The organism is Selenomonas sp. KH1T6 (assembly GCF_900108415.1).
In the GTDB taxonomy this organism is placed as follows: Bacteria; Bacillota; Negativicutes; order Selenomonadales; family Selenomonadaceae; genus Selenomonas_B; species Selenomonas_B ruminantium_A.
In genome coordinates, this window is record NZ_FNWN01000019.1 from 25,324 (window position 1) to 47,728 (window position 22,405).

General features: G+C 51.2%; 20 protein-coding genes. 5 read left to right on the top strand and 15 right to left on the bottom strand.

Going from position 1 to position 22,405, the window contains the following annotated elements; genetic code table 11:
- Positions 1-124 precede the first annotated feature (124 nt).
- Both ilvD and cobO read right to left on the bottom strand, forming a co-directional pair.
- Positions 125-1,777 (bottom strand): dihydroxy-acid dehydratase, encoded by a 1,653-nt coding sequence (gene ilvD / locus BLW59_RS11315; RefSeq protein WP_074697875.1) that lies wholly within the window; start codon positions 1,775-1,777, stop codon positions 125-127.
- A 127-nt stretch (positions 1,778-1,904) separates the two neighbouring features.
- The gene (gene cobO, locus BLW59_RS11320; RefSeq protein ID WP_074697876.1) at positions 1,905-2,444 is read right to left on the bottom strand and encodes a cob(I)yrinic acid a,c-diamide adenosyltransferase; all 540 of its coding nucleotides are present in this window, start codon (positions 2,442-2,444) and stop codon (positions 1,905-1,907) included.
- A gap of 80 nt (positions 2,445-2,524) precedes the next feature.
- Between cobO and BLW59_RS11325 the strand changes: the two genes are divergently transcribed.
- Entirely contained in the window at positions 2,525-4,147 is a 1,623-nt protein-coding gene (locus tag BLW59_RS11325) for an SGNH/GDSL hydrolase family protein (RefSeq protein ID WP_074697877.1), read from the top strand.
- A gap of 50 nt (positions 4,148-4,197) precedes the next feature.
- On the opposite strand, the gene BLW59_RS11330 is transcribed toward BLW59_RS11325, so the two are convergent.
- The 11 genes from BLW59_RS11330 to cpaB form a co-directional block, all read right to left on the bottom strand.
- Positions 4,198-5,913, bottom strand: coding sequence for a TadE/TadG family type IV pilus assembly protein (locus BLW59_RS11330; protein WP_074697878.1), 1,716 nt, complete (start codon positions 5,911-5,913; stop codon positions 4,198-4,200).
- 14 nt (positions 5,914-5,927) lie between these two features.
- Positions 5,928-6,725: a hypothetical protein gene (locus BLW59_RS11335; RefSeq protein ID WP_074697879.1), complete on the bottom strand. Its 798-nt coding sequence runs from the start codon at positions 6,723-6,725 to the stop codon at positions 5,928-5,930.
- Between the two features lie 13 nt (positions 6,726-6,738).
- Complete coding sequence (locus tag BLW59_RS11340; RefSeq protein WP_074697880.1) at positions 6,739-7,719, bottom strand: type II secretion system F family protein; 981 nt, start codon at positions 7,717-7,719, stop codon at positions 6,739-6,741.
- 2 nt (positions 7,720-7,721) lie between these two features.
- Positions 7,722-9,044 carry a CpaF family protein gene (locus BLW59_RS11345; protein WP_074697897.1) on the bottom strand — a complete coding sequence of 441 codons (1,323 nt, stop codon included), beginning with the start codon at positions 9,042-9,044 and terminating at the stop codon, positions 7,722-7,724.
- Positions 9,045-9,270: 226 nt separating this feature from the next.
- Entirely contained in the window at positions 9,271-9,729 is a 459-nt protein-coding gene (locus BLW59_RS11350) for a TadE family protein (RefSeq protein ID WP_074697881.1), read from the bottom strand.
- Between the two features lie 126 nt (positions 9,730-9,855).
- A complete protein-coding gene (locus BLW59_RS11355) occupies positions 9,856-10,059 on the bottom strand; it encodes a hypothetical protein (RefSeq protein ID WP_074697882.1) in 204 nt (67 codons plus the stop codon).
- Between the two features lie 44 nt (positions 10,060-10,103).
- Positions 10,104-11,069: a type II secretion system F family protein gene (locus BLW59_RS11360; protein WP_175463417.1), complete on the bottom strand. Its 966-nt coding sequence runs from the start codon at positions 11,067-11,069 to the stop codon at positions 10,104-10,106.
- A gap of 4 nt (positions 11,070-11,073) precedes the next feature.
- Entirely contained in the window at positions 11,074-12,180 is a 1,107-nt protein-coding gene (locus BLW59_RS11365) for a MinD/ParA family protein (protein ID WP_074697884.1), read from the bottom strand.
- 18 nt (positions 12,181-12,198) lie between these two features.
- A complete protein-coding gene (locus tag BLW59_RS11370; protein WP_074697885.1) occupies positions 12,199-13,065 on the bottom strand; it encodes an AAA family ATPase in 867 nt (288 codons plus the stop codon).
- A gap of 7 nt (positions 13,066-13,072) precedes the next feature.
- Positions 13,073-14,614, bottom strand: coding sequence for a pilus assembly protein N-terminal domain-containing protein (locus tag BLW59_RS11375; protein WP_074697886.1), 1,542 nt, complete (start codon positions 14,612-14,614; stop codon positions 13,073-13,075).
- Between the two features lie 44 nt (positions 14,615-14,658).
- Positions 14,659-15,576, bottom strand: coding sequence for a Flp pilus assembly protein CpaB (cpaB, locus tag BLW59_RS11380; RefSeq protein ID WP_175463418.1), 918 nt, complete (start codon positions 15,574-15,576; stop codon positions 14,659-14,661).
- Positions 15,577-15,958: 382 nt separating this feature from the next.
- Between cpaB and BLW59_RS11385 the strand changes: the two genes are divergently transcribed.
- The 3 genes from BLW59_RS11385 to BLW59_RS11395 are packed head-to-tail and all read left to right on the top strand — an operon-like array spanning position 15,959 to position 20,800.
- Positions 15,959-17,539 carry a GGDEF domain-containing protein gene (locus BLW59_RS11385; RefSeq protein ID WP_074697887.1) on the top strand — a complete coding sequence of 527 codons (1,581 nt, stop codon included), beginning with the start codon at positions 15,959-15,961 and terminating at the stop codon, positions 17,537-17,539.
- Between the two features lie 54 nt (positions 17,540-17,593).
- Positions 17,594-19,174 carry a GGDEF domain-containing protein gene (locus tag BLW59_RS11390; RefSeq protein ID WP_074697888.1) on the top strand — a complete coding sequence of 527 codons (1,581 nt, stop codon included), beginning with the start codon at positions 17,594-17,596 and terminating at the stop codon, positions 19,172-19,174.
- A gap of 42 nt (positions 19,175-19,216) precedes the next feature.
- Complete coding sequence (locus BLW59_RS11395) at positions 19,217-20,800, top strand: sensor domain-containing diguanylate cyclase (RefSeq protein ID WP_074697889.1); 1,584 nt, start codon at positions 19,217-19,219, stop codon at positions 20,798-20,800.
- A gap of 33 nt (positions 20,801-20,833) precedes the next feature.
- Here BLW59_RS11395 and BLW59_RS11400 read toward each other — a convergent pair whose 3' ends face one another.
- Positions 20,834-21,448, bottom strand: a complete 615-nt coding sequence (locus tag BLW59_RS11400) for an A24 family peptidase (RefSeq protein ID WP_074697890.1) — start codon at positions 21,446-21,448, stop codon at positions 20,834-20,836.
- Positions 21,449-21,506: 58 nt separating this feature from the next.
- Between BLW59_RS11400 and BLW59_RS11405 the strand changes: the two genes are divergently transcribed.
- Positions 21,507-21,857 (top strand): DUF192 domain-containing protein, encoded by a 351-nt coding sequence (locus BLW59_RS11405; RefSeq protein WP_074697891.1) that lies wholly within the window; start codon positions 21,507-21,509, stop codon positions 21,855-21,857.
- Between the two features lie 69 nt (positions 21,858-21,926).
- On the opposite strand, the gene BLW59_RS11410 is transcribed toward BLW59_RS11405, so the two are convergent.
- Positions 21,927-22,280 carry an ASCH domain-containing protein gene (locus BLW59_RS11410; RefSeq protein ID WP_029543371.1) on the bottom strand — a complete coding sequence of 118 codons (354 nt, stop codon included), beginning with the start codon at positions 22,278-22,280 and terminating at the stop codon, positions 21,927-21,929.
- Between the last annotated feature and the right edge of the window lie 125 nt (positions 22,281-22,405).

Sequence of the window (22,405 nt, forward strand, 5' to 3'; positions counted from 1 at the left end):
TACGTTGCTATCGCCCCTTCCACCGCCTGACGGCGGTCCCCCTTCCCCGTTTCACGGGGCAGGTATGATCTGCGATTTACTAAAGAATTCTAAAATCAGCTATACTCACGAGTATAAATATCAGTTATTCTACCACTGCCCCGGTGCTGGCGGAAGTGGTGAGCTTGGCGTAGCGTGCCAGGTAGCCGGTCTTGATCTTCGGCTCGGGCTGCTTCCACTCAGCTTTCCTCTTGGCCAGTTCTTCCTCGCTGACCTTCAGTTCCAGCTTGCGACCCGGAATATCAATGGAGATGACATCCCCGTCCTCGATGAGGGCGATGGGACCGCCTGCCATGGCTTCCGGGGAAATATGGCCGATGCAGGCCCCCTGGCTGGCGCCGCTGAAGCGGCCGTCGGTGATGAGGCCCACCTTGAGCCCCATGCCCGTGATGACTGCCGTGGGATTCAGCATTTCCTGCATGCCCGGGCCGCCCTTGGGGCCTTCGTAGCGGATAACCACCACATTGCCGTCCTTGATCTCGCCTTCCATGATGGCCTTGCAGGCAGATTCCTCGGAGTTGTAGCACTTGGCAGTGCCCTCATACACCAGCATATCCTCTGCCACAGCAGAAGCCTTCACCACTGCATAGTCGGGAGCCAGGTTGCCCTGCAGGATGGCAATGCCGCCTTCCTTGCGGTAAGGCTCCTCCACAGAATGGATCACATTCCTGTCGAGGACTTCCGCATGCCTGATGCGGTCTGCCACAGTACCCGTGACTGTAAGCGCCTCTTCATGGATAAGGCCCTTCTTGGACAGCTCATGCATGACGGCAGGAATGCCGCCAGCCTCGTTGAGGTCAGTCATGTGGTGCGTGCCTGCCGGGCTCAGCTTGGCAATATAGGGAGTGCGGCGGCTGATTTCGTCAAAGAGGGGCGCAGGAATCTCGATGCCCGCCTCATGGGCGATAGCCGTGAGGTGCAGCACCGTATTGGAAGAACCGCCGATAGCCATATCCACAGTGATGGCATTCTCAAAGGCTTCCTTGGTAAGGATATCACGGGGGCAGACATTCTTCTTGATCATTTCCATCACCGCAGCCCCGGCCCGTTTAGCCAGGAGGCGGCGCTGGCCGCTGTAGGCGGCGGGAATGGTGCCGTTGCCCGGCAGGCCCATGCCCAGCACTTCTGTCAGGCTGTTCATGGTGTTGGCGGTGAAGAGACCGGCGCAGGAACCGCAGCCAGGGCAGGCATGAGCTTCCAAATCAGTCATGGCAGCCTCATCCATTTCCCCGGCAGCGAACTTGCCTGCTGCCTCAAAGGACTGGCTGACGCTGATATCCCGTCCCTTGTAGCGTCCCGGCAGCATGGGGCCGCCAGATACCACTACGGCAGGGATGTTCAGGCGGGCAGCTGCCATCAGCATGCCCGGCACCACCTTGTCGCAGTTGGGAATGAGCACCAGGCCGTCAAAGCCCGAAGCCATAGCCACAGCCTCGATGGAGTCAGCGATAAGCTCGCGGCTGGCCAGAGAATACTTCATGCCGGTGTGGCCCATGGCAATGCCGTCACAGACACCGATAGCCGGGAATTCCATGGGAGTGCCGCCAGCAGCAGCCACTCCCAGCTTGGCTGCCTCAGTGATCTCCTTCAGCCCCATGTGACCGGGAATCACCTCATTGAAGGAATTGCAGACACCAATCAAAGGTTTCTGCAGGTCCTCAGGACCGAAGCCCAAAGCATTGAACAGGGAACGGTGGGCACAACGGGTGGCCCCTTTCTTGACAACGTCGCTTCTCATAAAGTATCAGCTCTCCTAACCGGGCAGGAACTCATGGTTCCTCCTTCTGAAATAGTACACAAATGTACAGCAAGATGTTACAAGTTTACAACTTTATGGACAAAAATGCAAGGGCAAAAGCCCCTGCTCAGAACTCAATGCCCTTCTGAGCCTTCACCCCCTGGTCATAAGGATGCTTCACCAGATGCATCTCCGTCACCAGATCAGCCCGCTCGATAAGTTTCTCGCAGGCATCCCGGCCCGTCAGCACCACATGGAGGTCGGCTGGCTTCTTGTCCAGGAGAGACATCATCTCCTCTTCCGTCACCAACTCATACTTCACCGCATAATTCATCTCATCGAGGATGACCAGATCCCACTGGCCATTGGTCAAGGCTTCCTCAGCCTTTGCCAGGGCTTCATGGGCAGCAGCCTTATGCTCCTCCATACTGACCTTGCCCGTATTGGTGAAGCCCTTGCCGCACTGTTCCACCCGGATGCGGCCCTCGGAGAGTTTGCCAAGTTCCTCGATAGTCTTCAGCTCCCCGTAGTTCCAGCCACCCTTGATGAACTGCAGGATAAGGACTCTCAGCCCATCCCCCCAGGCTCTCATGGCCAGCCCCAGAGCCGCCGTAGTCTTGCCCTTGCCATCACCGGTATGTACCATTATCAAACCATGCTTTTCCATTTCGCAACACCTCTGTTTTATGATATACTATTAACTATTCCCTACAATTCAGGGAAAATCCTTTAAGAGCCGGTAGGTTTATGAAGAAATTTTTGCTTTTTGCCATCATTATACTCTCATTTACCCTTTTGTCTATTTTCGTAGCGGAAAAGACTGACGTTTTGGGACTGCAGCAGAAGACCCTTGTTGCTGCCTTCAAGGAGACGGACGGACATCTGGTGCTGTCCTGGGAACGCCTGCCTTATCCCTGCTTCTACCGCATCGAGACATATTCCAAGACCACGGGACTGGTAGCCAATGAGCCTGACCTGCACTTTTTCCTGAGAGAATTCACCTTCAATGATTCCTACGAAGTGCCACGCTCTGCTATCCCCATGTACTACCGTGTGACGGCTTACGGCATGTTCGGCCAGCTGACAGAGCCTTCCGCTCCCATTGCCAACCCTAACTATGCCGCCACCCGTCCGGAGTCTGCCCCCGTCCCCATCTTCCATTATACCAAGGAAAAACCAGCCAGCCTCATGCCCTTCCTGGTCTGGCACACAGTCCCGGATGCGGTGTGCTACGAGGTAGAGCTGCTGTCTGCCCCTCCCGCTCAGGAAGGAGGCATACAGCCGGACAAAGCTTCCCAGCTTTACATAACACGCAAGGTCTATACCAATGGCTGGCAGGCAGACCTGCGCCCCTATGCAAACAGGCAGGTGGTCTACTGGCGGGCCAGGGCTCTGGACCTCCATCTGCAGCCCATCGGAGTCTTTTCCAAGGCAGAACCCATCTATATCGACTCCTCCCTGCCCATGCCCCAGGCACCTCTCTTGAATACCTTTGACCAGATGCCCGACTTCCAGCAGCCCATCTACCCCGTGTACCAGTGGATTCCCCTCCACGACATCATGCACTATGAGGTGGAGCTTATGACCGCCCCGCCAGCAGAAGAGCATGGCACCCAGCCGGACAAAGGGCGGGTCTGGAGCCGCATTGTGGACTCTGCCAACACCTGCTATGATGAGTACGCCCGCCCCTATGCAGGAGAATACTACTGGCGGGTGCGGGCCCTGGATGCCAACAACAATATCATCGGCACCTGGTCAGACACCGCCAAATTCACCATGCCCCAGCGTGATAAGCGGGTACAGACCGCTGTCCTGGGTGACAGCATCACCCACGGGGGCGGGGCCATCTCCTACTCCCCCGCTTCCCTGGAGTACAGCTACACCACCTATCTGGACTTCCCCTGCCTGAACCTTGGCAGAAGCGGAGACACCTCCACTACCACCAAGGAGCGTTTCGACATTGACGTATTGCCCCTGCATCCCCTGAATCTCCTGGTACTCACCGGCTCCAACAGCCTGAGGGCCCCTGAGATCTCACCGCAGGATATTATCACTGACCTTGAGGAAATCAAGCGGAAATGCCGCTCCCACGACATCCGTCCCATCTTCATGACCCTCATGCCCATCAATCCCGGCAACATCAAGTACGCCTTCCACACGGACACCGACCCCCAATGGCGCATGAAGCTCACCCAGGTCAACAGCTGGATTCGCCAGCAGGATTACTACATAGACCTGGAGCCATACTTCTACGATGCCGCAGGCCAGCAAATGGACACCGGCTTCGCCATAGACGGGCTGCACCCGGATATACGGGGTAAGATGCTCATGGGTGAGATTATCAATATGAATAAGAAATTATTCCGCTAAAAATCCGGTGCTATTTGATAACTTATATCAGATAGCACCGGATTTTTTGTTTAGATAGTTATGCTCGCCCTGCTTGTCAGGTAGAAGATATCCTTCTCAGGCTTATACACATTGAGTTTCACTACGCCAAAATCATCATACACTGCCCCTTTCAGGTTAAGTGTATTACGATAAAAATCTTGGAATTCCGCAGCGTTATCCGTAGTAACTTCATCTGCCGGCATTGTTATTTCATTGCCAGCTCCATCTACCAAGGACTTGGCAATGATGATGCCTTGAAATTTCCTATATTCCCGATCTTCACCTGTGACGTTGATCCGTACAGAACTATTGGGGGCAAAGATGATCCCTCTGAAATCTGCCCCAAGATTAACAACAACTGTATTAGACTTCCGCCCCTCCCCGCGCTTGCCTTCTACATCTACAGGCCCTTCGTAGGCGAAAACAATGGGACGGAAATCATATTTCCCATCTGTCATTCCTGTATTGTCTGCTGTTATATTGATATTGATGTCGTGGATAGTATTATTTACCCCGGTTTCATTGAACTCCTCACTCTCTATCATTACATAAAGTGGATCTTGCAGGTTCCGCTCCCCTTCGGTGTTCAAGGAAACGTCTTTATCAGGTAACGCAGCCACATCCCTCATCGGAAATGGCTCCGTCACATTTATGGTGGCGGTTACACTGGAAGTAAGGGCCTTCCAGACGATTTCACGCTGCTCAGGGTCGATTGCATCCCATGTCAAATATCCATTTGTGAGATTCCACCAAGTTTTATCGTTACTGTAAGTGATCTGGGGTCCTAACTCCCTTATGAGCGTATCCCATGTCACCGGTCCCTTTAATACTTTACCATTTGGCAGTATTATGTTTACAAATTTTTTTCCATCATTATAGAAAAGACTTCTTGCCTCTTCATAGCTCATCCCCTGCAAATCAGTGACATCAAAATTCTCTACCAAAGTTGTATCATAATGTATATCCTGCTTGAAGTTTATGAAAAGATTTTTTCTGACATTCTTATCCTCTTCCGTGCCATCCATGTTAAAAATTTCACTGCGACTGCCATCTGCACCAATTTGTACTCCCGTATTGGTATAACTGAGTTGCTGCGCTGTTTCCATGGTGTTGCCTCCAACCTCTTTTTTCCACCATTCATTAAAAGTCGAAGGCAGTTCAAGTCCTACCACTTCATTCATCTGGGTTAATAGGTCTACACCATCATTGCCACCATTATTACCACCATCGCCAGCCTTAGCCCAAGCTCTGGCAACTACTTTGATATTCCAGCCATCAGGCAGGAGACTGTCTGGCAGAAAAAGCCGGGCAAAGACCATCCTTACCTCATCGGTCAGTTCTACCATGTAATAGTAGGTATTCTTTTGATGTTCGCCATCTTCCGCCTCTTGGGACTCGGTACGTAGCTTTGTATTGGCATCATTTGCACCATTTCTCCCAATATCCTTGACGAGAATCGCATTGGCTGCACTTGCTGCCTTGTTCTTAAGAGCAGTATCCGAAGAAATTTCTGCATTTGCAGGAACATTAGCATCATTTATCAGACGAGCCTTGCCGTTTGTTGATGCCACTGCAGCCACCCCTGCCAGGGCTGCCGCATCTGCTGCATTCTGAAGGTCTGATTTATACAGATAAGCCCGTCCGAAATCTATGGCCATGCCCCCAAAGAAAACCAGCATAGGCAACAGGAGGGCCACAAAGACCAGGACGGCCCCCTTCTGTGAACTGTTTCCCAGTCTTCTCATTACTCACACCTCCCTCATTTGCTTACAACAACATCAGTCAACCCCTCACAATTTGTACGCTTCCATGCTCCAGAATTTCCGTTTTCTTGATAGCTCCTGCTCATACTTAACTTAACAGATGTTACATCCCCACCACTATCAAAAGTAAAAGCAGCCCACAATGTAGCTGACTGTTCTCCCTTTGTTAAATGTGCTTGCGGTCTAGGATCTATGGCATCATTCGAATAAAAGAAGCGATTAGAAACAATCTCGCTTTTATTACCTTTATAGGGCTCCGTATTTTTATCATAATTACCTTGCAGCCACTGTATCGCTTGCTGATTACTAAGGTATCCCGCATCATTGTGACGGAGCTTGACCTTCAATGCTTCACCATTATCACCTGCATTTTCAATGCAGTAGTCAAACAAGGCTACACCAGGCTTACCACTGCCATCTGTACCTGTCCAGCGAGACTCCTTAGTTCCAGGAAACAGATTCGCAATATCACTTTTGTTCAATGTCAGCAGAAACTCTCCCAAAGCAGTCATGGTAGCCTTGTCAGCAGCAATACGCTCTGCATTGTCTATCTGTCTCAGTTCAGACGTAGGCATAGTGGCATAAGCAGAAATATCTACAGGGTTTGTAGTAGAAGTATTCATCCCTACACGTTTTGCCATCCTCAGATAAGGGATTCCCATACTTTCTTTGAAGCTATCCCAATTTACCCCCACCACCACTGCCACTGCAAAGCACATAAGGAGAGCCATCTCCACCATGCCCTGCCCCCGCTGATGATTCAACAGATGTTGGAGTTTACGTATAGACAACATTGCCTGCACCCCCTCACTTGCCCAAGGATTTCACCAATGCTAAAATCGCCGGCATAATCACCATGACGAAAATCGAAGGAAAAATGAAGACAATCATGGGGAAAATAATCTTGATAGGAGCTTTCAGAGCCGCCGCCTTCACAGCCTGACGATGCCTGTCCCTCATATTCTCTGCCTGCACCTGCAAAGTCTTTGACATACTGGTGCCCAGATGCTCCGCCTGTATTACGGAAGAAGTAAAAAGATACATCTCCTCCACATCACATCTTTTGCCCAACTGGGTCAGGGATCTCCGCTTGGTCATGCCCAGGCTCGTATCCCTCAGCATCCTGCGGAATTCATCTGTCAATGGCCCCTTCATACGGCTGACGATTTTTGCCACAGCACCATCAAAGGAAAGGCCAGCCTGCACGCTGACACAGAGGAAGTCCAGAAAATCCGGCAGCTGTCTCTTAATAGCGGCCTGACGCCGCTTGATGGCCGACTGCAAAAGCATAAAGGGCAGAACCGCTCCCGCCACCATTCCCAAAATCACAAAGGTTATCTTCTGAATCAGTGCCAGGCCGGTAATGACATATCCTGCCAGAAAGGCTAAAGCTCCCCCCAGCAGCACGGAAAGCACCCAGCCTGCTGCCAGATGATTAACCGTCCATCTCTCCTGCCCTCCCAGGCGAAAGAGCATCATTTCCATCATGTTCTTTAGCTCCCGGGGAGCAAACTGATTAAGATTATCTTCTATGGTTTTCAGAAAGGGCAGTATGACACGCTCGCTGAAGGGCATTTCTGCCAGACTACGGACAGGTGATTTGTCTTCCGCTTCTTCTGCACCCTTTTGTTTTTTGCGCTTAAGAATTTTACGCTCCTGCTCTGCTTCTGCAATCATCTTGGACATACGGTGCTGGATTCGCACTTGGGACATATGCCCGGAACAAAATATCAAAAGTAACATCAGCATGAAAAGCGCTGTCACTACTAAAGCCGTCAAGAATACCATGGTCAATGTCCTCCGGCAAACAAATTTCTGGGAAGTGTCACGCCATTCATGCGGAATTTTTCCATGAAGGCTGGCTGCATCCCTGTGGATTCGAAATGCCCCACTGACTTCCCGCTTTCGTCAATGTAATCCTGCACATAACGGAAAAGTTCCTGCAGGATAATGGTATCCCCCTCCATCCCCTGCACCTCTGTAATGTGGGTAATCTTGCGCGTACCATCCTTGATGCGGGACTGTTGCAGGATAAGATCTATAGCTGAGGAAATCTGGGTACGCACAGCCCTCACAGGCAGTTCCATGCCTGCCATCAAGGTCATAGTCTCCAAACGTGACAATACATCGCGGGGACTGTTGGCATGAGCCGTGGTAAGTGAGCCATCGTGGCCCGTGTTCATGGCCTGAAGCATATCCAGGGCCTCACCAGAGCGAACCTCACCTACGATGATGCGGTCAGGACGCATGCGCAGGGCATTGCGTACCAGGTCACGGATGGTAATGGCACCTGTGCCCTCGATATTGGCAGGCCGGGATTCCAAAGTCACTACATGGCGCTGCTGCAGCCTTAGCTCGGCTGCATCTTCGATAGTAACGATGCGGTCAGTGGCAGGGATAAAGGAAGACAGCACATTCAGCGTGGTTGTCTTGCCGGAGCCTGTACCTCCGGATACCAGAATGTTCAGCCGCGCCCTGACACAGGCCTCCAAAAAGTCTGCCATATCCTCATTCAAAGTGCCATAGTTCATCAAATCTTCCACCGATAATGCCTTCTGTGAGAACTTGCGGATGGTCACCGCTGGTCCCACCAGAGACAGGGGAGGAATGATGATATTCACGCGGGAGCCATCAGCCAGACGAGCATCCACCAGAGGAGACGACTCATCCACTCGCCTGCCCAGAGGAGCCAGAATGCGCTCAATGATATTCATCAGGTGGGCTTCATCATAAAAACGCGACTCCGTAAGGAGCAGCTTGCCTGCCCGCTCCACGAAGATATCGCGCGGACCATTGACCATGATTTCTGTGATGGTGTTATCTTTCAGCAAGGGTTCCAAAGGACCAAGACCAAGGATTTCGTCACAGATATCCTCTATCAGCGCCAGTCTGTCTGCCCGGGACAGGGCATAGGAATGATTGGCCATCTCCCTGTCAAAATAAGTGGAAATCAGATTCTGAATCTGCTCCTTGGCCACTGAGCCTTGCAATAGCAGCTGATGCTCTGCCACCGTCATTTCATCCACAATGCGACGATGGACGGCCAGTCTCAGTTCCTGAATCTGGTCTACCTCCACAGCAGCATTTCGCCTGGCTGCGAAGGCAGAAGCCATCTGCGGACGCGCCTGATGGCTATTGTCAGTCAGATGAGGATAGGCCTGCTTTTCCACCTCTCTGCCTGCAGGAGCTTTCTCCCTGGCAGTTTGTTTCCCAAATTCTCCCAGAGGATTCTCCCGTTTCCCCACTTCCTCTATGGCATTTTCTTTCGTCTTTCCCAAGCGCTTTAAGAGTGACATCTTCCCACCGCCTCATCTACATACCGTCGCAAGCCTCATCATATTATGGCTGATTTTGCTGCTGCACATTATCTTTTTCCACAGGCATAGTGCATTGCACAGCCTTGAGTGTCGCAGGCAGGACACTTATGTTTGTATTATTCAGAACAAATTCCGCCTTCACCGTCACGAATTGTGCGCTGTTGATATCTGTCACAGTTTCAGATCCATCCTGATTGCGCTTAAAAGGACGCACGGAAAAAGTGGCTTTATACAGCTTTGTCAGAGGGTCAGCATACTCCTTCACTGTAGCGGCATTGTTACTGTTAAGCCCTGCCACAGTGGCACTGCGCTTTGCACTGTCCTTAACTGAAATATCCCTGGCAGCCTCCCGCACCGCTGTACTGTATTGCAGATAATCTGCATAGGCCAAACCGCCATACACCACGCCTAATATTATCAGGAGGAATATCGGCAATACCAGAGCAAATTCCACCACTGACTGCCCTTTTTGTCCTTTCATTACCGTCACCTCCTGTAAGATTAACAAAACGAAATAGGTAAGAAAGAGCCTCCCGAAAACAGGAAGCTCTTTCCTCAGATACAAACTGAATCTAATTCTTTTACGAATTAACCATTACCACCGCCATTAACCACCCTGGGTGGTGGTACCTCCCTGGGTGTTCAGCTGCTGCTGTGTATTATTGAAAATATTCTGTACGGCAGTTCTTATTCCGCCAGCATTCCCCAACACTGCAGCAACAGCCACAACGAAGGCCAGAATCAGGGCGTACTCCACTATGCCCTGCCCAATCTGAGACTTCCTGAAAAAATTGTTGATACGCTGTAACATGACATCCACTCCCCTCTCAAATATTAAATTCTAAACAGTAAATATTATACATCTACATGGACAATCCGCTGGATTACCACATAGCCGATAATCTCAAGGAAGAACGACACCAACAGAGCCATACGTCCTAGCGGTTCTGTTATAAGCAACATCAGACTTTCCCTATTAATCAGGTACATAATAAAGGCCAAACCAAAAGGCATCAGTATCAGCACCCAGGCCGAAAGCCTGCCCTGTGCTGTCAGAGCGTAAATCTCACGCTTCATGCGGATACGCTCATGGATAGTATCGCTGATGGTATCGAGAATCTGAGCCAGATTGCCACCTACCTCTCGCTGAATCAGCACCGCTGTCACCACCAGGTCGAAATCAGCACTGCCTACCCGATTGTTCATGCCTTCCAAAGCTGATTCCAGGGGCACGCTCATGGCAACTTCTCGGGTGACCTGGGCAAACTCATCGCTGATGGGAGGCTCCATCTCCTTGGCCACCACCTCCATAGCCTGCTGGAAGCTGTAGCCAGCCCTAAGGGCGTTGGCCACGGTAATCAGACAGTCACCCAACTGCTCGGTAAAAGCAGTGCGGCGACGGCTGATCCTTATGGTCACCATGCCCCAGATAAGGCCTGCCGTCAAAAGACCAATGAGGAATGCGTTACTGCCATCCAGGGTCAATAGCCAGGTGACCAGAGCAGCTATGCCTGTACTGCCAAAGAGGAAAACCATGAACTCCCCTCCCAGCAGGGGAATGCCTGCCTGGCGCATCTTCAAGTCGAGAGCCTGTATGGGACGCAACTCCGACAAGGGAGCCGCCGCCCTTTTCAGCCAAAACCTGATTCTGTCCCCGAGAGGAGTCTGCTCGTCAATTGTCACTCCGGCTTCCACTATGTTGTAGCGACGCAGGCGGTAGAAGATATTCATACGCCTTTGCTGCCGTACATAGATGATGAGCAATGTCATCAGCAAGAACGTCAGCATCGCTGCCATCAAAGCTACAATAGCAACAACCACATTCTCACCTCCTGCCCACGACAATGTCATTGGCCAGGCTCGCGACGGTACTCACATAAGGCATGTCTTCCGGCAAATCCTTCATCAGTCGTCCGCTGCCTGTGATAGAGGTAAGTCTTTTCTCCTCTGGTAATATTTTCGTCACATGCCGGCCAAATTCCTCCTCAATTTTTCTTTTTTGCTCAGAAGTGCAATTTTTCACTCCGGCAAACAGAGGATAGATTCTCTTGCCATAGGCATCCCAGGTATGGAACATCTTCATGGAACGCTTCATATGACGGACTTCCTGACCGCTGCTGATCATGGACACCAGAATATCCGTATCTGCAAACTCCGCCAGGGCCAGAGAGATGGGATTGAAGCCAGAGGGAAGATCCAGCAGCACATAGCGGAAAAGGCTCCCCGCCATGCGAACCACATCTATCAGCTGATTGGCCTCTACCAATTCTGCATGCTCAGGCCGGGTGGGCCCGCCCATGATCCAAATGCCATTTCCTACGGGCTGGAAGTAAGGCTCCAGCGCGGCAGGAGTCAGCAGCCGTATATCATGGGACGCCTCCACCACGTTATGCTGAGGCACTGCATCGAAGAAGATAGACACATCTCCGAACTGCAAATCCGCATCTATGATGGCCACTGCCTCCCCGCTCTTTTTAGCCAACTCAATGGCCATCACCGATGCGAGGGTAGTCCGGCCTGAATGTCCCTTGGGACTGAAGAACGCCATGGTGCGGGTGGGACGCTTCTGCCCCCGCCGTGTATATAGTCTTATGGCTTCCAGGATATCCCTGGCACGGAAAGGCTTCAGTACGCAGCCCAGGGCACCTGACTGGATTACTCTCTCAGCCCTGTCTGCCTTCCACGCTTCCATGGTTCCCAGAAAAGCAGCATTGGGGAACAAGCTGATGAAATTCGGCAACATACTCAGAGCCTCATTGTCATCCACATCAATGATGAAGAGGTTTGGCAAAAATACACTGCTCTGTCCCAAAGCCTGGCTGGCAGAGTGATAAGTCGATGCCAGGTCAAAAGTGCTGTCTGCCTTCAGGGCACCTGCCAATTGAGAAAGCATGCTTGATTCATGCTCAACCAGCACTGTACGATATTTCATAGCACCTCACCCCCCCCTTCACTTGCTGCCGTGAGCCGCAAAGCCGCCCAAATCCAGCAGCCAGGACAAGCCACGGGACTTCTTGCCCTCTTGGGCAGAAGCTGGATGATTCTTGCTCTGAGCCTGCGCAGAATCATCACGGTTGGTATAGCGTCCCACCAGCTGCCAGTAGCTCTGGGTGAGAGGAGACAAGGGAGCGGCGAACATCAGGGGCCTGCCCATGCGGATGGACTGAGTCACAGCCGCCGTGTCACTGGGGAGCCTGTGATAGAATTTCGCTCCCAGGAGACGCTCAACATCCCTTGAGCTGATGTATTTCTCCTCATCTGCCTTGTTTTCCACCAGGCGAATCTTTCGTTCCTCATACTCGAAACGCAGGAGAGTATCATAGCCCACCTTGTAGTTTTTCACCGCTGGCAGGAAATCCACCACGCCCACAAAATTGATGACTGTGCTCATATCCAGCATTACGAGGTTCAAGGCACTGAAGACCGACGTCATATCCAGCACGATGAAATTGAAGCTGCCCATGCGGCGGATGATTTCTGCCACTGTGTCTACATTCACCATGTAGGCATCGTTTATCTCTCTGGGAGGGGGCAGCACCGAAAAGGAAACGCCGCCACAGCTGTATTCCGTCAGGTAATCCTCCACCCGAAAGGAAGCTGCATTCCGCTCCAAAGCCTTTTGGGCATCTGCCAAGGTCGTATCACTGACCATGTCCAGATAACCCATCACATCACCGAATTGCAAATCAAGATCCACCAGGCAGGTCTGGTATCCTTCTTTGGCCAGACCTGCCGCCAGATTGATGGCTGTTATGGTTTTGCCGCTGCCGGCAGAGGTGCTGAAGACAGCAATGACGATACTTCTATGTCCCTCCATATAAGTATCACTCCTTCTGCTTGCTGTCCTGCTCTGTGCCTTTGTGCAGCACATCTTTGTTCAGATATTTATCGAGGATGGAACCATTTTCCGAGGAATTATCTTCTCTGGTTTCCACTTTGCCCTCAAGTACCGCTTCCCCACTTTCCCGGGATGAAGCATTTTCTTCCTGAGGATCTGGCAGAGGAGCATCCAGGTCAACATCCTTCCTGGCTGCTTCCACACGCCTGCCTCGATTGTAGAATTCTTCCATCTCAGAAGTCATCCTGGCCTGAGAAGCCTCATACTCATTCACCAGATGCGGCGTTACCAGAATAATGAGTTCCTGCTTGTCCTTGGTATGGGAGGTGTATTTGAAGAACTCTCCAATCACAGGAATATCTCCCAGGAAAGGGAACTTCCGCACAGTCTTGTATTCACGGGAATCCATGAGCCCACCGATAACCATGGTGGTATCCGAAGCTACCGTTACAACCGCATCTGCGCCCCTGCGATCAAGAACAGGCTGACCGTCTACTGATTCTCCATTTGGCATACTCACTTCCGTGTGCACAGCAGTGACAATTCGGCTCTCCGCATCCACTACAGGCTTAAACTGAAGAATAATACCATATTCCTTAAACTCCGTATGAGGCGTGCCGTTGCTGTCTCGTGTAGTATAGGGAATCTCACCGCCCACTTGGATAACTGCTTCCTCGCCGCTCATGGTGGTAATGCTGGGACGGGAAAGAATCTTTGCCCTACCTTGAGTCACCAGAGCACTGATGCCCATATTGATGCCTCCCCACCTGTCCGTCGCCCATTTCCAAGGATTATGAGCGAAGGTGGTATCCCCTGAGCCATAGGAATCACCCACATAGAAAACTCCCGGCGAACTGAACAGATTAGACCCTGATTCAGATCCGTAAACAATACCCAGGTTCTTAGTATCCGAAGGCTTAATAGCAATGACTTGTGCTTCCAAACGTATCTGTGAAGGATGCGTCATATGCAAGAGATCTATGATATAACCTGCTGTCCTCGCCTCACTAACTCCAATATTTCTGCTTTCCGACTGGTTAGCAGATTTAGAAGTCATAACGTTTATGTTGGCATCACTACCCACAGTTAGGTTTGTATTCTTTTCATTCTCCTTCACAAAAAGCTGGGCTGTCCTCACAGCGTAATTACGCTCATACTGATTCTCTACAGTCCCAGTAAGCATAATCTTACCCTTAACCATCTTCACATGAACATCTGGCAGATTGATAGCATGCTCTATTATCTTGGCCTGTCCTGCATCCTCAGGAGACACACCCACTATATACTCATAACGATTGCCGGAAGCTGTCCAAACAAATAGTGAGGTAGTTCCCTCATTATGAGCCACCAGTAAGAATTCATTGTCTGTAGCAGGCACCTCCACCACCGTGGCAATCTCCGGGTCACCTATGGCAATCTGCGTGATGCTGTCAGGCATGGAGATGCAACGTGAACTGTGCGCATCTATAGAAATAAGTTCAGAAGCAAATACAGGTGACGGTGCCATGAGGCAGCAACTGGCTGCCATTATTCCCAAACTGCTAAATATTCCCTTCTTCAAGACAGATACCCTCACTTCCCAAGTATTTTATCGCCCTGTATGATCCGAATGCCAGAAGAGGCTACAGGGGCCTCAGGCTGCGGTGCAGCTGCCACAGGCGGCTGATACGCCGGAGCAGCCTGGGCAGGCATCGTGCTGGCAGCAGGCGCTACCGTCTCCACTTGTGAGGATTTCAAGTTGAACTCCCCAAAGCCTGTGTAAATATCTTTGGAGTGGAAAGGCCTGAGGGCCAGATATATCTCCCCAACTGCCGAAGCAGATACCAGCTCCAGCATATCATCAGGCGTGAGTGCCAGGGTAGCGATAGCAGGCTTGTATTCTGCTTTTTTGCCTGTAGCTTCATCCAAGACATTTCCCTTTGGTGCCGCATTCTGATTCACTGCCAGCAACAATACATTCTGCAACAGGAAACGGCTGGAAGCCCCCGTCTTGCTCTTTTCTACCAGGATTACGTCCACATAATCCCCGGGCTTGGCAAAGCCTGCCACCCCGGTAATCTCGCTTACTCCCACGGACACTGCCCGGCAGTTGTCCGGGATGGAGCCGGAGAAGCCTGTATGGCTCTTGTCCATGAAGACCTTGGACATGGTGAGGATATCACCAGCGTAGATAGTGGAGGCAGCCGGCTGTCCCAGGATGTCCTTCATGACCATGATGGAACCCTTGGGTACAACGTTGGCCGGCATCTCTTTTATCTCCAGCATATCCTCCTGAATGAGGGTATTGGGCTGTATGTCATCCCTGGCCACCACTACGGAGCGGGTAATCCCCTGGGGTGCAACAGGCGTTACAGGAGCCGCCCCCTTCTCCGTGAGTCCCGATAAAGCAAAATAGACCACTGCAAATATAAGCAACGCCGTGGTCCCCGCCAGCATCAATAAGTGCTTTGGTTTCAAATCGTTCAAAACATCCAATATCTTGGAAAACATTGGCATCCCCTCGATTTTCATTTTATTTCCATCTTATGTGCTTATTATAACGCAATTATTCTGATTTTTCCAGTAGGAAATCTCCCAAGTGTAAACTATTTTTTTACCTTCCCTTTACCATTTTCTCTATATTATTATTATAACATAAGAGTCCCCCCCCCCGCAATATTTCTGTATATCAGTAGTGTACTTATGTATGCGTACCTCTCCCTTATTATCACTATTTGCTTTTTCCTTACAAATTAGATTCCCTCGTGGAAAATATCTGAAATTTGTTTTATTAAGGCAGGAGATTTGCTTTATAAACAGAATTGAAACAAATAAAATGGCTCGCCTATAAGACAAAGGAAAAGTGTCGAATTTTTTTGAGAGGTGTACACGGATGAGCACTAAACGCGTCAAAACCAAACTATTTTTGATCCTGGCTCTTCTGGGAGCTATCCCCTTCGTTGCCGCCATTGCCTTCATCGGCTGGCGCGGTGTGATCCACATGGAGCAGCACACCATGACAGACAACTGGAACAAGAACCTTGCCATCAAGGAACACTTGAGCCAGGAACTGGACAAAAATTTCTATGTACTCCGCTCCTTGTCAGTATCTCCTGCCATGAAGATATATCTCACCGACCCTGCCAACCATCACGTTGAGGAAATCCTGACCAAACTGCTCAAGAGCTCCAACTACGCTTTCCAGGACACCAATCCCATAGCCGTCACGGACCTCAATGGCTTGCAGCTTATCCGCACCGATGACGCCCCCCATGTGAACACCTCCTCGCGCAAGTATTTCCAGGAGGCTGCAGCCGGGCACGAATACGTTTCAGATGCCATGATTGCCATGTCCACCGGTGAACAAATCTTTGTGCAGATAGTCCCTGTCTACAATGACAGCCATCGTGTCATAGGCACGGTTCAAAGGAATTTAAGCCTTGAAAGGATACAGAATTTCCTCGATACTCAAAATACCGATGAGCTCGATATCATCATCATGGACCGTGAAGACAATGTCATCATCAGCACTGAGGACGAAACCTACGCCAAGGGCAAGAGCATGTCCGGGGAAGTCAGGCAGATTTCCGAAACCCTGAACTGGGAAGATGGCATGACCAGACTCAATCTGAACGGAGAAGACTGCGTAGCCACCTTCTCCCGCGGTCAGCGCACAGGCTGGAGCATCGTCACGATCTCACCCTACAGCCGCATCTTTTCGACCATCAATGATGTCATAGCCAGAGGTGCCATCCTGGGACTCCTGCTCATGCTATTGGTAAACCTGGTTGCTTATATGCTGGCCAGCCGCATCACCAGGCCCTTGCAGAATATTAACAAAGTAGTCAGCAATATGGCCACTGGCGATGCCCACGCCCATACGAGCCAGACCCACGATTACTCCGATGACGAGCTGGGAGAGATTTCCCAGGCCATCAATGAAATGCGCCAGATACACGAATCCCTTAGCAGAGAAGCGAAAACAGACAAGCTCACAGGCCTTTTCAATCAGTACGCCGTAGAGGAGATTTGCCGCAGGAAACTCAGGGAATATGAAGAAGTTGCAAATCCCGGGCTCATAGCTATCTGCATCGTGGACATCGACCACTTCAAGCGAGCCAACCGTGAGGAAGGTCATAATTACGGTGACAGGATTTTGCAGGAATTCGCCAGATGTCTCAAGTCCAGTTTCTCCGCGAATGACTGCATCGGCCGTCTGGAGGCTGACGAATTTATCGTTGTCCTCGCCAACCAGCCAGATAAGGAAACTATCATGAAGAAAGCGGCGCAAATCAACGAACTCGCCCGCAATGTCATCATAAACGGAGAAAAAGCAGGCCTTACGGCCAGCATAGGCGTAGCCATCGCTCCCTATAATGGCAAGACCTACAACCACCTCTTCCACGCAGCTGACCTGGCCCTGTACGATGTGAAGGAAAATGCCCGGGACAGCTACAAACTTGCCGACGAATAATAACAACTCAACTTTGCCACGAAATACAGAATCTTTTTTGCGAGGTGTACGCGAATGAGCGCAAGAAGCGTCAAGACCAAACTATTCTTTATACTAGCCCTGCTGGGAGCCATCCCTTTCATTGTCACCATCGCCTTCATTGGCTGGCGCAATGTGATTCATTTGGAACAGTACGCCAGGATAGACAACTGGAACAAGAATATTGCCATCAAGGAGCATCTGGCGCAGGAACTGGACAAGAATTTCTACGTACTGCGTTCCCTGTCAGTGGCCCCTGCTCTGAAACAATATCTTGAAACCAGGGACCCCATGATGGAAGGCATCTTGAAAGAGTTGATGAGCAATTCCAGCGAAGTCTTCCATGACCCCAATCCCCTGGCCGTCACGGATGATAACGGCATCCAGCTTATCCGCACCGATGGAGCTCCCAAGGTGAATATCTCACAACACAAGCATTTCCAGGAGGCCATGGCAGGTCACGAGTACATCTCCGATGCCATGACCAGCATGTCCACTGGCGGCACCATGATGACCATGGTAGTCCCCGTCTTCAATCGCCAGCATAAGGTCATGGGCCTGGTGCAGCGCAATTTCGACCTGGATACGGTGCAGAGCTTTATCCAGACCCAGAAAACCGAACAGACATCCATCATCATCGCAGACCGGGAAAACAACATCATCTCCCATACCGAAGACGAAAGATACACCAAGGGCATGGATGTTTCTCTGGAAGTCCGGCAAATCTCCGAAGCCCTGGACTGGGGCGATGGCGTCATCCGCATGAATCTCAACGGAGAGGACTGCCTGGCCACTCTCTCCCGGGGCCAGCGCTCAGGCTGGAGCATTATCACCATCACGCCTTACAAATACATCTGGTCAGATGTGCATGAAGCCATCTCCAGAGGAATCATCCTGGGCCTGCTGCTCCTGCTGCTGGTGACCACCATAGCCTATCTGATTGCCTCCCGCATCACCAGACCCCTGCAGGAAATCAACAACGTTGTTTCCAACCTTGCCAGCGGCAATGCCGACATAGACAGGGTCCATCTCTACTCCGACGACGAGCTGGGCGATATTTCCCAGGCCATCAACGAAATGCGCAACAGACACGAAATACTGAACAAAGAAGCCAAGACCGACAAGCTCACAGGCCTGCTCAATCAGATGTCCATAGAGGAGATATGCCGCAGGAAACTGCACAACTACGAAGAAGCCGTCAACCCTGGCCTGATAGCTATCTGCATCGTGGATATCGACCATTTCCAGAAGGCCAACCGCGAGGAGGGACGTCAGTACGGTGACAAGATCCTGCAGGAATTTGCCAGAGGGCTCAAGGATACCTTCTCTGAGAGAGATTCCATCGGACGCCTGGAGGCTGACGAGTTCGTCGTCGTCCTGGACAATCAGCCCGACAAGGAAACCATCAAGAAAAAGGTCGCCCGCATCAATGAGGTCGCCCGAAACATTGTTGTCAACGGAGAGAATGCAGGCCTCACCGCCAGCATCGGCGTAGCCGTCGCCCCCCACAATGGCAAAACCTACAACCACCTCTTCCACGCTGCTGACCTGGCCCTCTTCGATGTAAAAGAGCATGGCAGGGACAGCTACAAGCTGGCAGATGAGATGGAAGGATAACCCTAAAAGCGCTAAAAGGCAGATAACGCGAGGTGCAGAGTAATGAGCAGCAAGAGCATCAAGAACAAGTTATTCCTGCTTCTGGCAATGATGGGGGCTATCCCCTTCATTGCCACCATCATCTTCATCGGCTGGCTTAATATCATGGACCTTGACCAGCGTGCTCGGGAGGATAACTGGTCAAGGAATGTGACCATAGGCGAACACCTGACCCAGCTGGAAGACAAGAATCTCTATGTGCTGCGCACCCTGGCCAGCACTCCCGTGGTAAAGAGATACCTGCAGAATCCCAACCCCGAAGACGAAGCCACTATCCGAAAGATACTGGACAACATCAATGATATCTTCCAGGACAACAACCTCACCGCCGTAACCGATGGCAACGGCCAGCAACGCATACGCACGGACAACAATACCAAGATCAATATGTCCAGCCGCAAGCACTTCCAGGAAGTCATGGCAGGACATGACTACATTTCCGATATCATGGTCAGCATGTCCAACGGCCAGCTGGTAGTAGTCATAGCCACGCCTGTCCTGGATGACCAGAACCGCCCCATCGGTCTGGTACACAGGAATTTTTACCTGAACAAGGTGCAGAAGTTCATCCATGACCAGAATACCAACGGCAGCACCCTCATCCTCACAGACCGTGACAACCATGTCATCGCCAGCACGGACGAAGACGGCGCTTATGCCAGCGGTACGGACCTTTCACAGGAGGTAGCGCAGATTTCCGAGAAACTGGACGGCGACAGAGGCATAGTCCGCCTTGACCTCAAAGACGAAGACTGCATAGCTGCTTATTCCAGGGATAAAGTCACCGGCTGGGGCATCCTCACCATCACCCCTTACAGTGTCATCAATTCTGCCGTGAGCAGCGTCCTGTCCAAGGGCTTCATCCTGGGACTGGTCATCATGCTCTTCGTGAATCTGATAGCCTATATGCTGGCTGCCAGGATTTCCCGCCCCCTGCTGGAAATCAACAAGATGGCCTCCAACATCGTCAAGGGCAAGACAAATAACGATATCCTCCCTGAGATTTCCAATGATGAACTGGGAGATATCTCCCAGGCCCTCACGGAAATCCAGAGCATCCATGAGAGCCTGCGCAACGAGGGCAAGAGAGATGACCTGACGGGGCTTTACAACCGGATTTCCATGGAGGAGTTCTGCCGCAGGAAGCTCAGGGAATACGACGAACCCGAATCTCTGGGGCTCATCTCCATCTACCTTGTCGACCTGGATAACTTCCATGAAGTCAATAAGGATAAAGGACAGGAATACGGTGACAGGCTCCTGCATGAATATGCCAGGAAGCTCAAAGGCTGCTTCCGCTCCAATGACTGCGTGGGCCGCCTGGAAGCAGATAAATTCATCGTCATCCTCGACCAGCAGCCGGGCATGGACATCATCGTCAAAAAGGCCAAGCTCATCAACGAGATGACGAGGAACTTCACTATGGACGACAAAAACATAGGCCTCACCGCCAGCGTGGGCGTAGCTGTAGCCCCCCACAACGGCAAGACCTACAACCACCTCTTCCACGCCGCCGGCCTGGCCCTCCGCAGTGTAAAAGAACAAGGCAGAGACGGGTACAAACTGGCTGATGAATTAGAAGCATAATCAAAAAGCCTTCCCAACATGCGGGAAGGCTTTTCAATTCAACAGCAGCGCCAGGGCCATCAAAGAGAAGTACGGACTGTAGGCGAAGCGCTCATCGCGCTTCCACCGCCTTGAGAGCAGCATTGCCATAGCCACAAGGCCAGATAACAGGAATCCACCTATGGCAATCCTCGTCAAATTTTCGGTTCCCAGCCAAAGTCCCAGCACAGACATCAGCTTTATATCTCCCCCGCCTATGGCTCCTTTGGTTATCAGCGATAAAATGAGAAAACTCCCGCCGCCTGCCAGAGCCGCCAGCAAATGGTCAGTAACCTGCCCCCCCAGGAAAATAAAGGGCAGGGCAAGAACTGCAAAGGGCATCTGCATCCTGTCAAAGATAAGATGCTGCTCAAAATCCGTTACCATGGTCATCAACAGGAACCAAGCAAGGAGCAATCGCTTGGCAGCTTCAGTCAGCTGCATAGCTTCACCCGAGAGAATGATTGCCATCCCTCCCAATCCCAGGACAAGCAGCGGCAGGCGAAAAGCAGACGCCCTCACCTTCTCCGGGAATGTCAGTATTTCCCTCTCGCGCTGATATAATGAATCTATCCACTCTGAAGCCCAGAGGGACAATACCAGAGCCAGACACATGATTGCTGCATACATATACCCACCCGCCTTTCTCCTGCTGAACAACTATCTCACATACCTGGAGGAACCTTCTATGAAAAACCTGATACTCTCTGCAGAAAACAACTCTATAGAAGCCAAAGTGGCAGATAATTTCCTCGCCAGATTCCTGGGGCTGATGGGAAAAAAATCCCTGCCAGAGGGACAAGGCCTGCTCCTTTCCCCTTGCAGCAGCATTCACATGATGTTCATGAACTTTCCCATAGATGCTGTTTTCCTTGACAATGACTACCAAATCATAAAGATTGTCCCCCACCTCAGACCCTGGCTGGGCTTCACCTATTGCTTCACCGCCCAAGCCTGCCTGGAACTCCCCTCAGGTACCGCCAACATGCTGGGCTGGCGGGAAGGAATGAAGCTCACCCCGCTATACAACAACAGCTGAATAGCCCATGCCGTAAAATACCCCCGACAGAGCCCACTGCTCCAATCGGGGGTTTTGACTGCGATAGGATCACATATCCTCATGTACCTCGGTAAAATAAATAACCGTCACTGTATCTTCAGGCAGTATGCGGCGTTTGTAGATGCGCTCGAAGTCAGCTATCAGTTCTTCCCTGGAATTTATCTCCGGGTTTTGATGCCCCAGGTCATTGGAAGTCAGGGTGCCCATGGTCTTGACTCTGACCTTGTCAAGATAAGCCGAGTAGAGCTTATGCTTGGGTTCGCCCTTCTTGCCCACGGTAATCCAGACCACGGCTCCCTCAGGGTAAAGGTTGCTAACATCTCCAAGACGAACGGTACAGGTCTTGGTGCGTTCCATCAGCATCTTCTTGTGCTTTGATGCCTGGAAGTTGAGTGCCATCATAATTATGCAGCTCCATTCTAAATACAGTACTGTGTCATTCTTCCTTGCAGCCATAGTTAGTTTCAGGTCTATATACCTGCCCGCCGCCCCTCCTTGGTCAGCTCACATGTATACTTGTTACATTC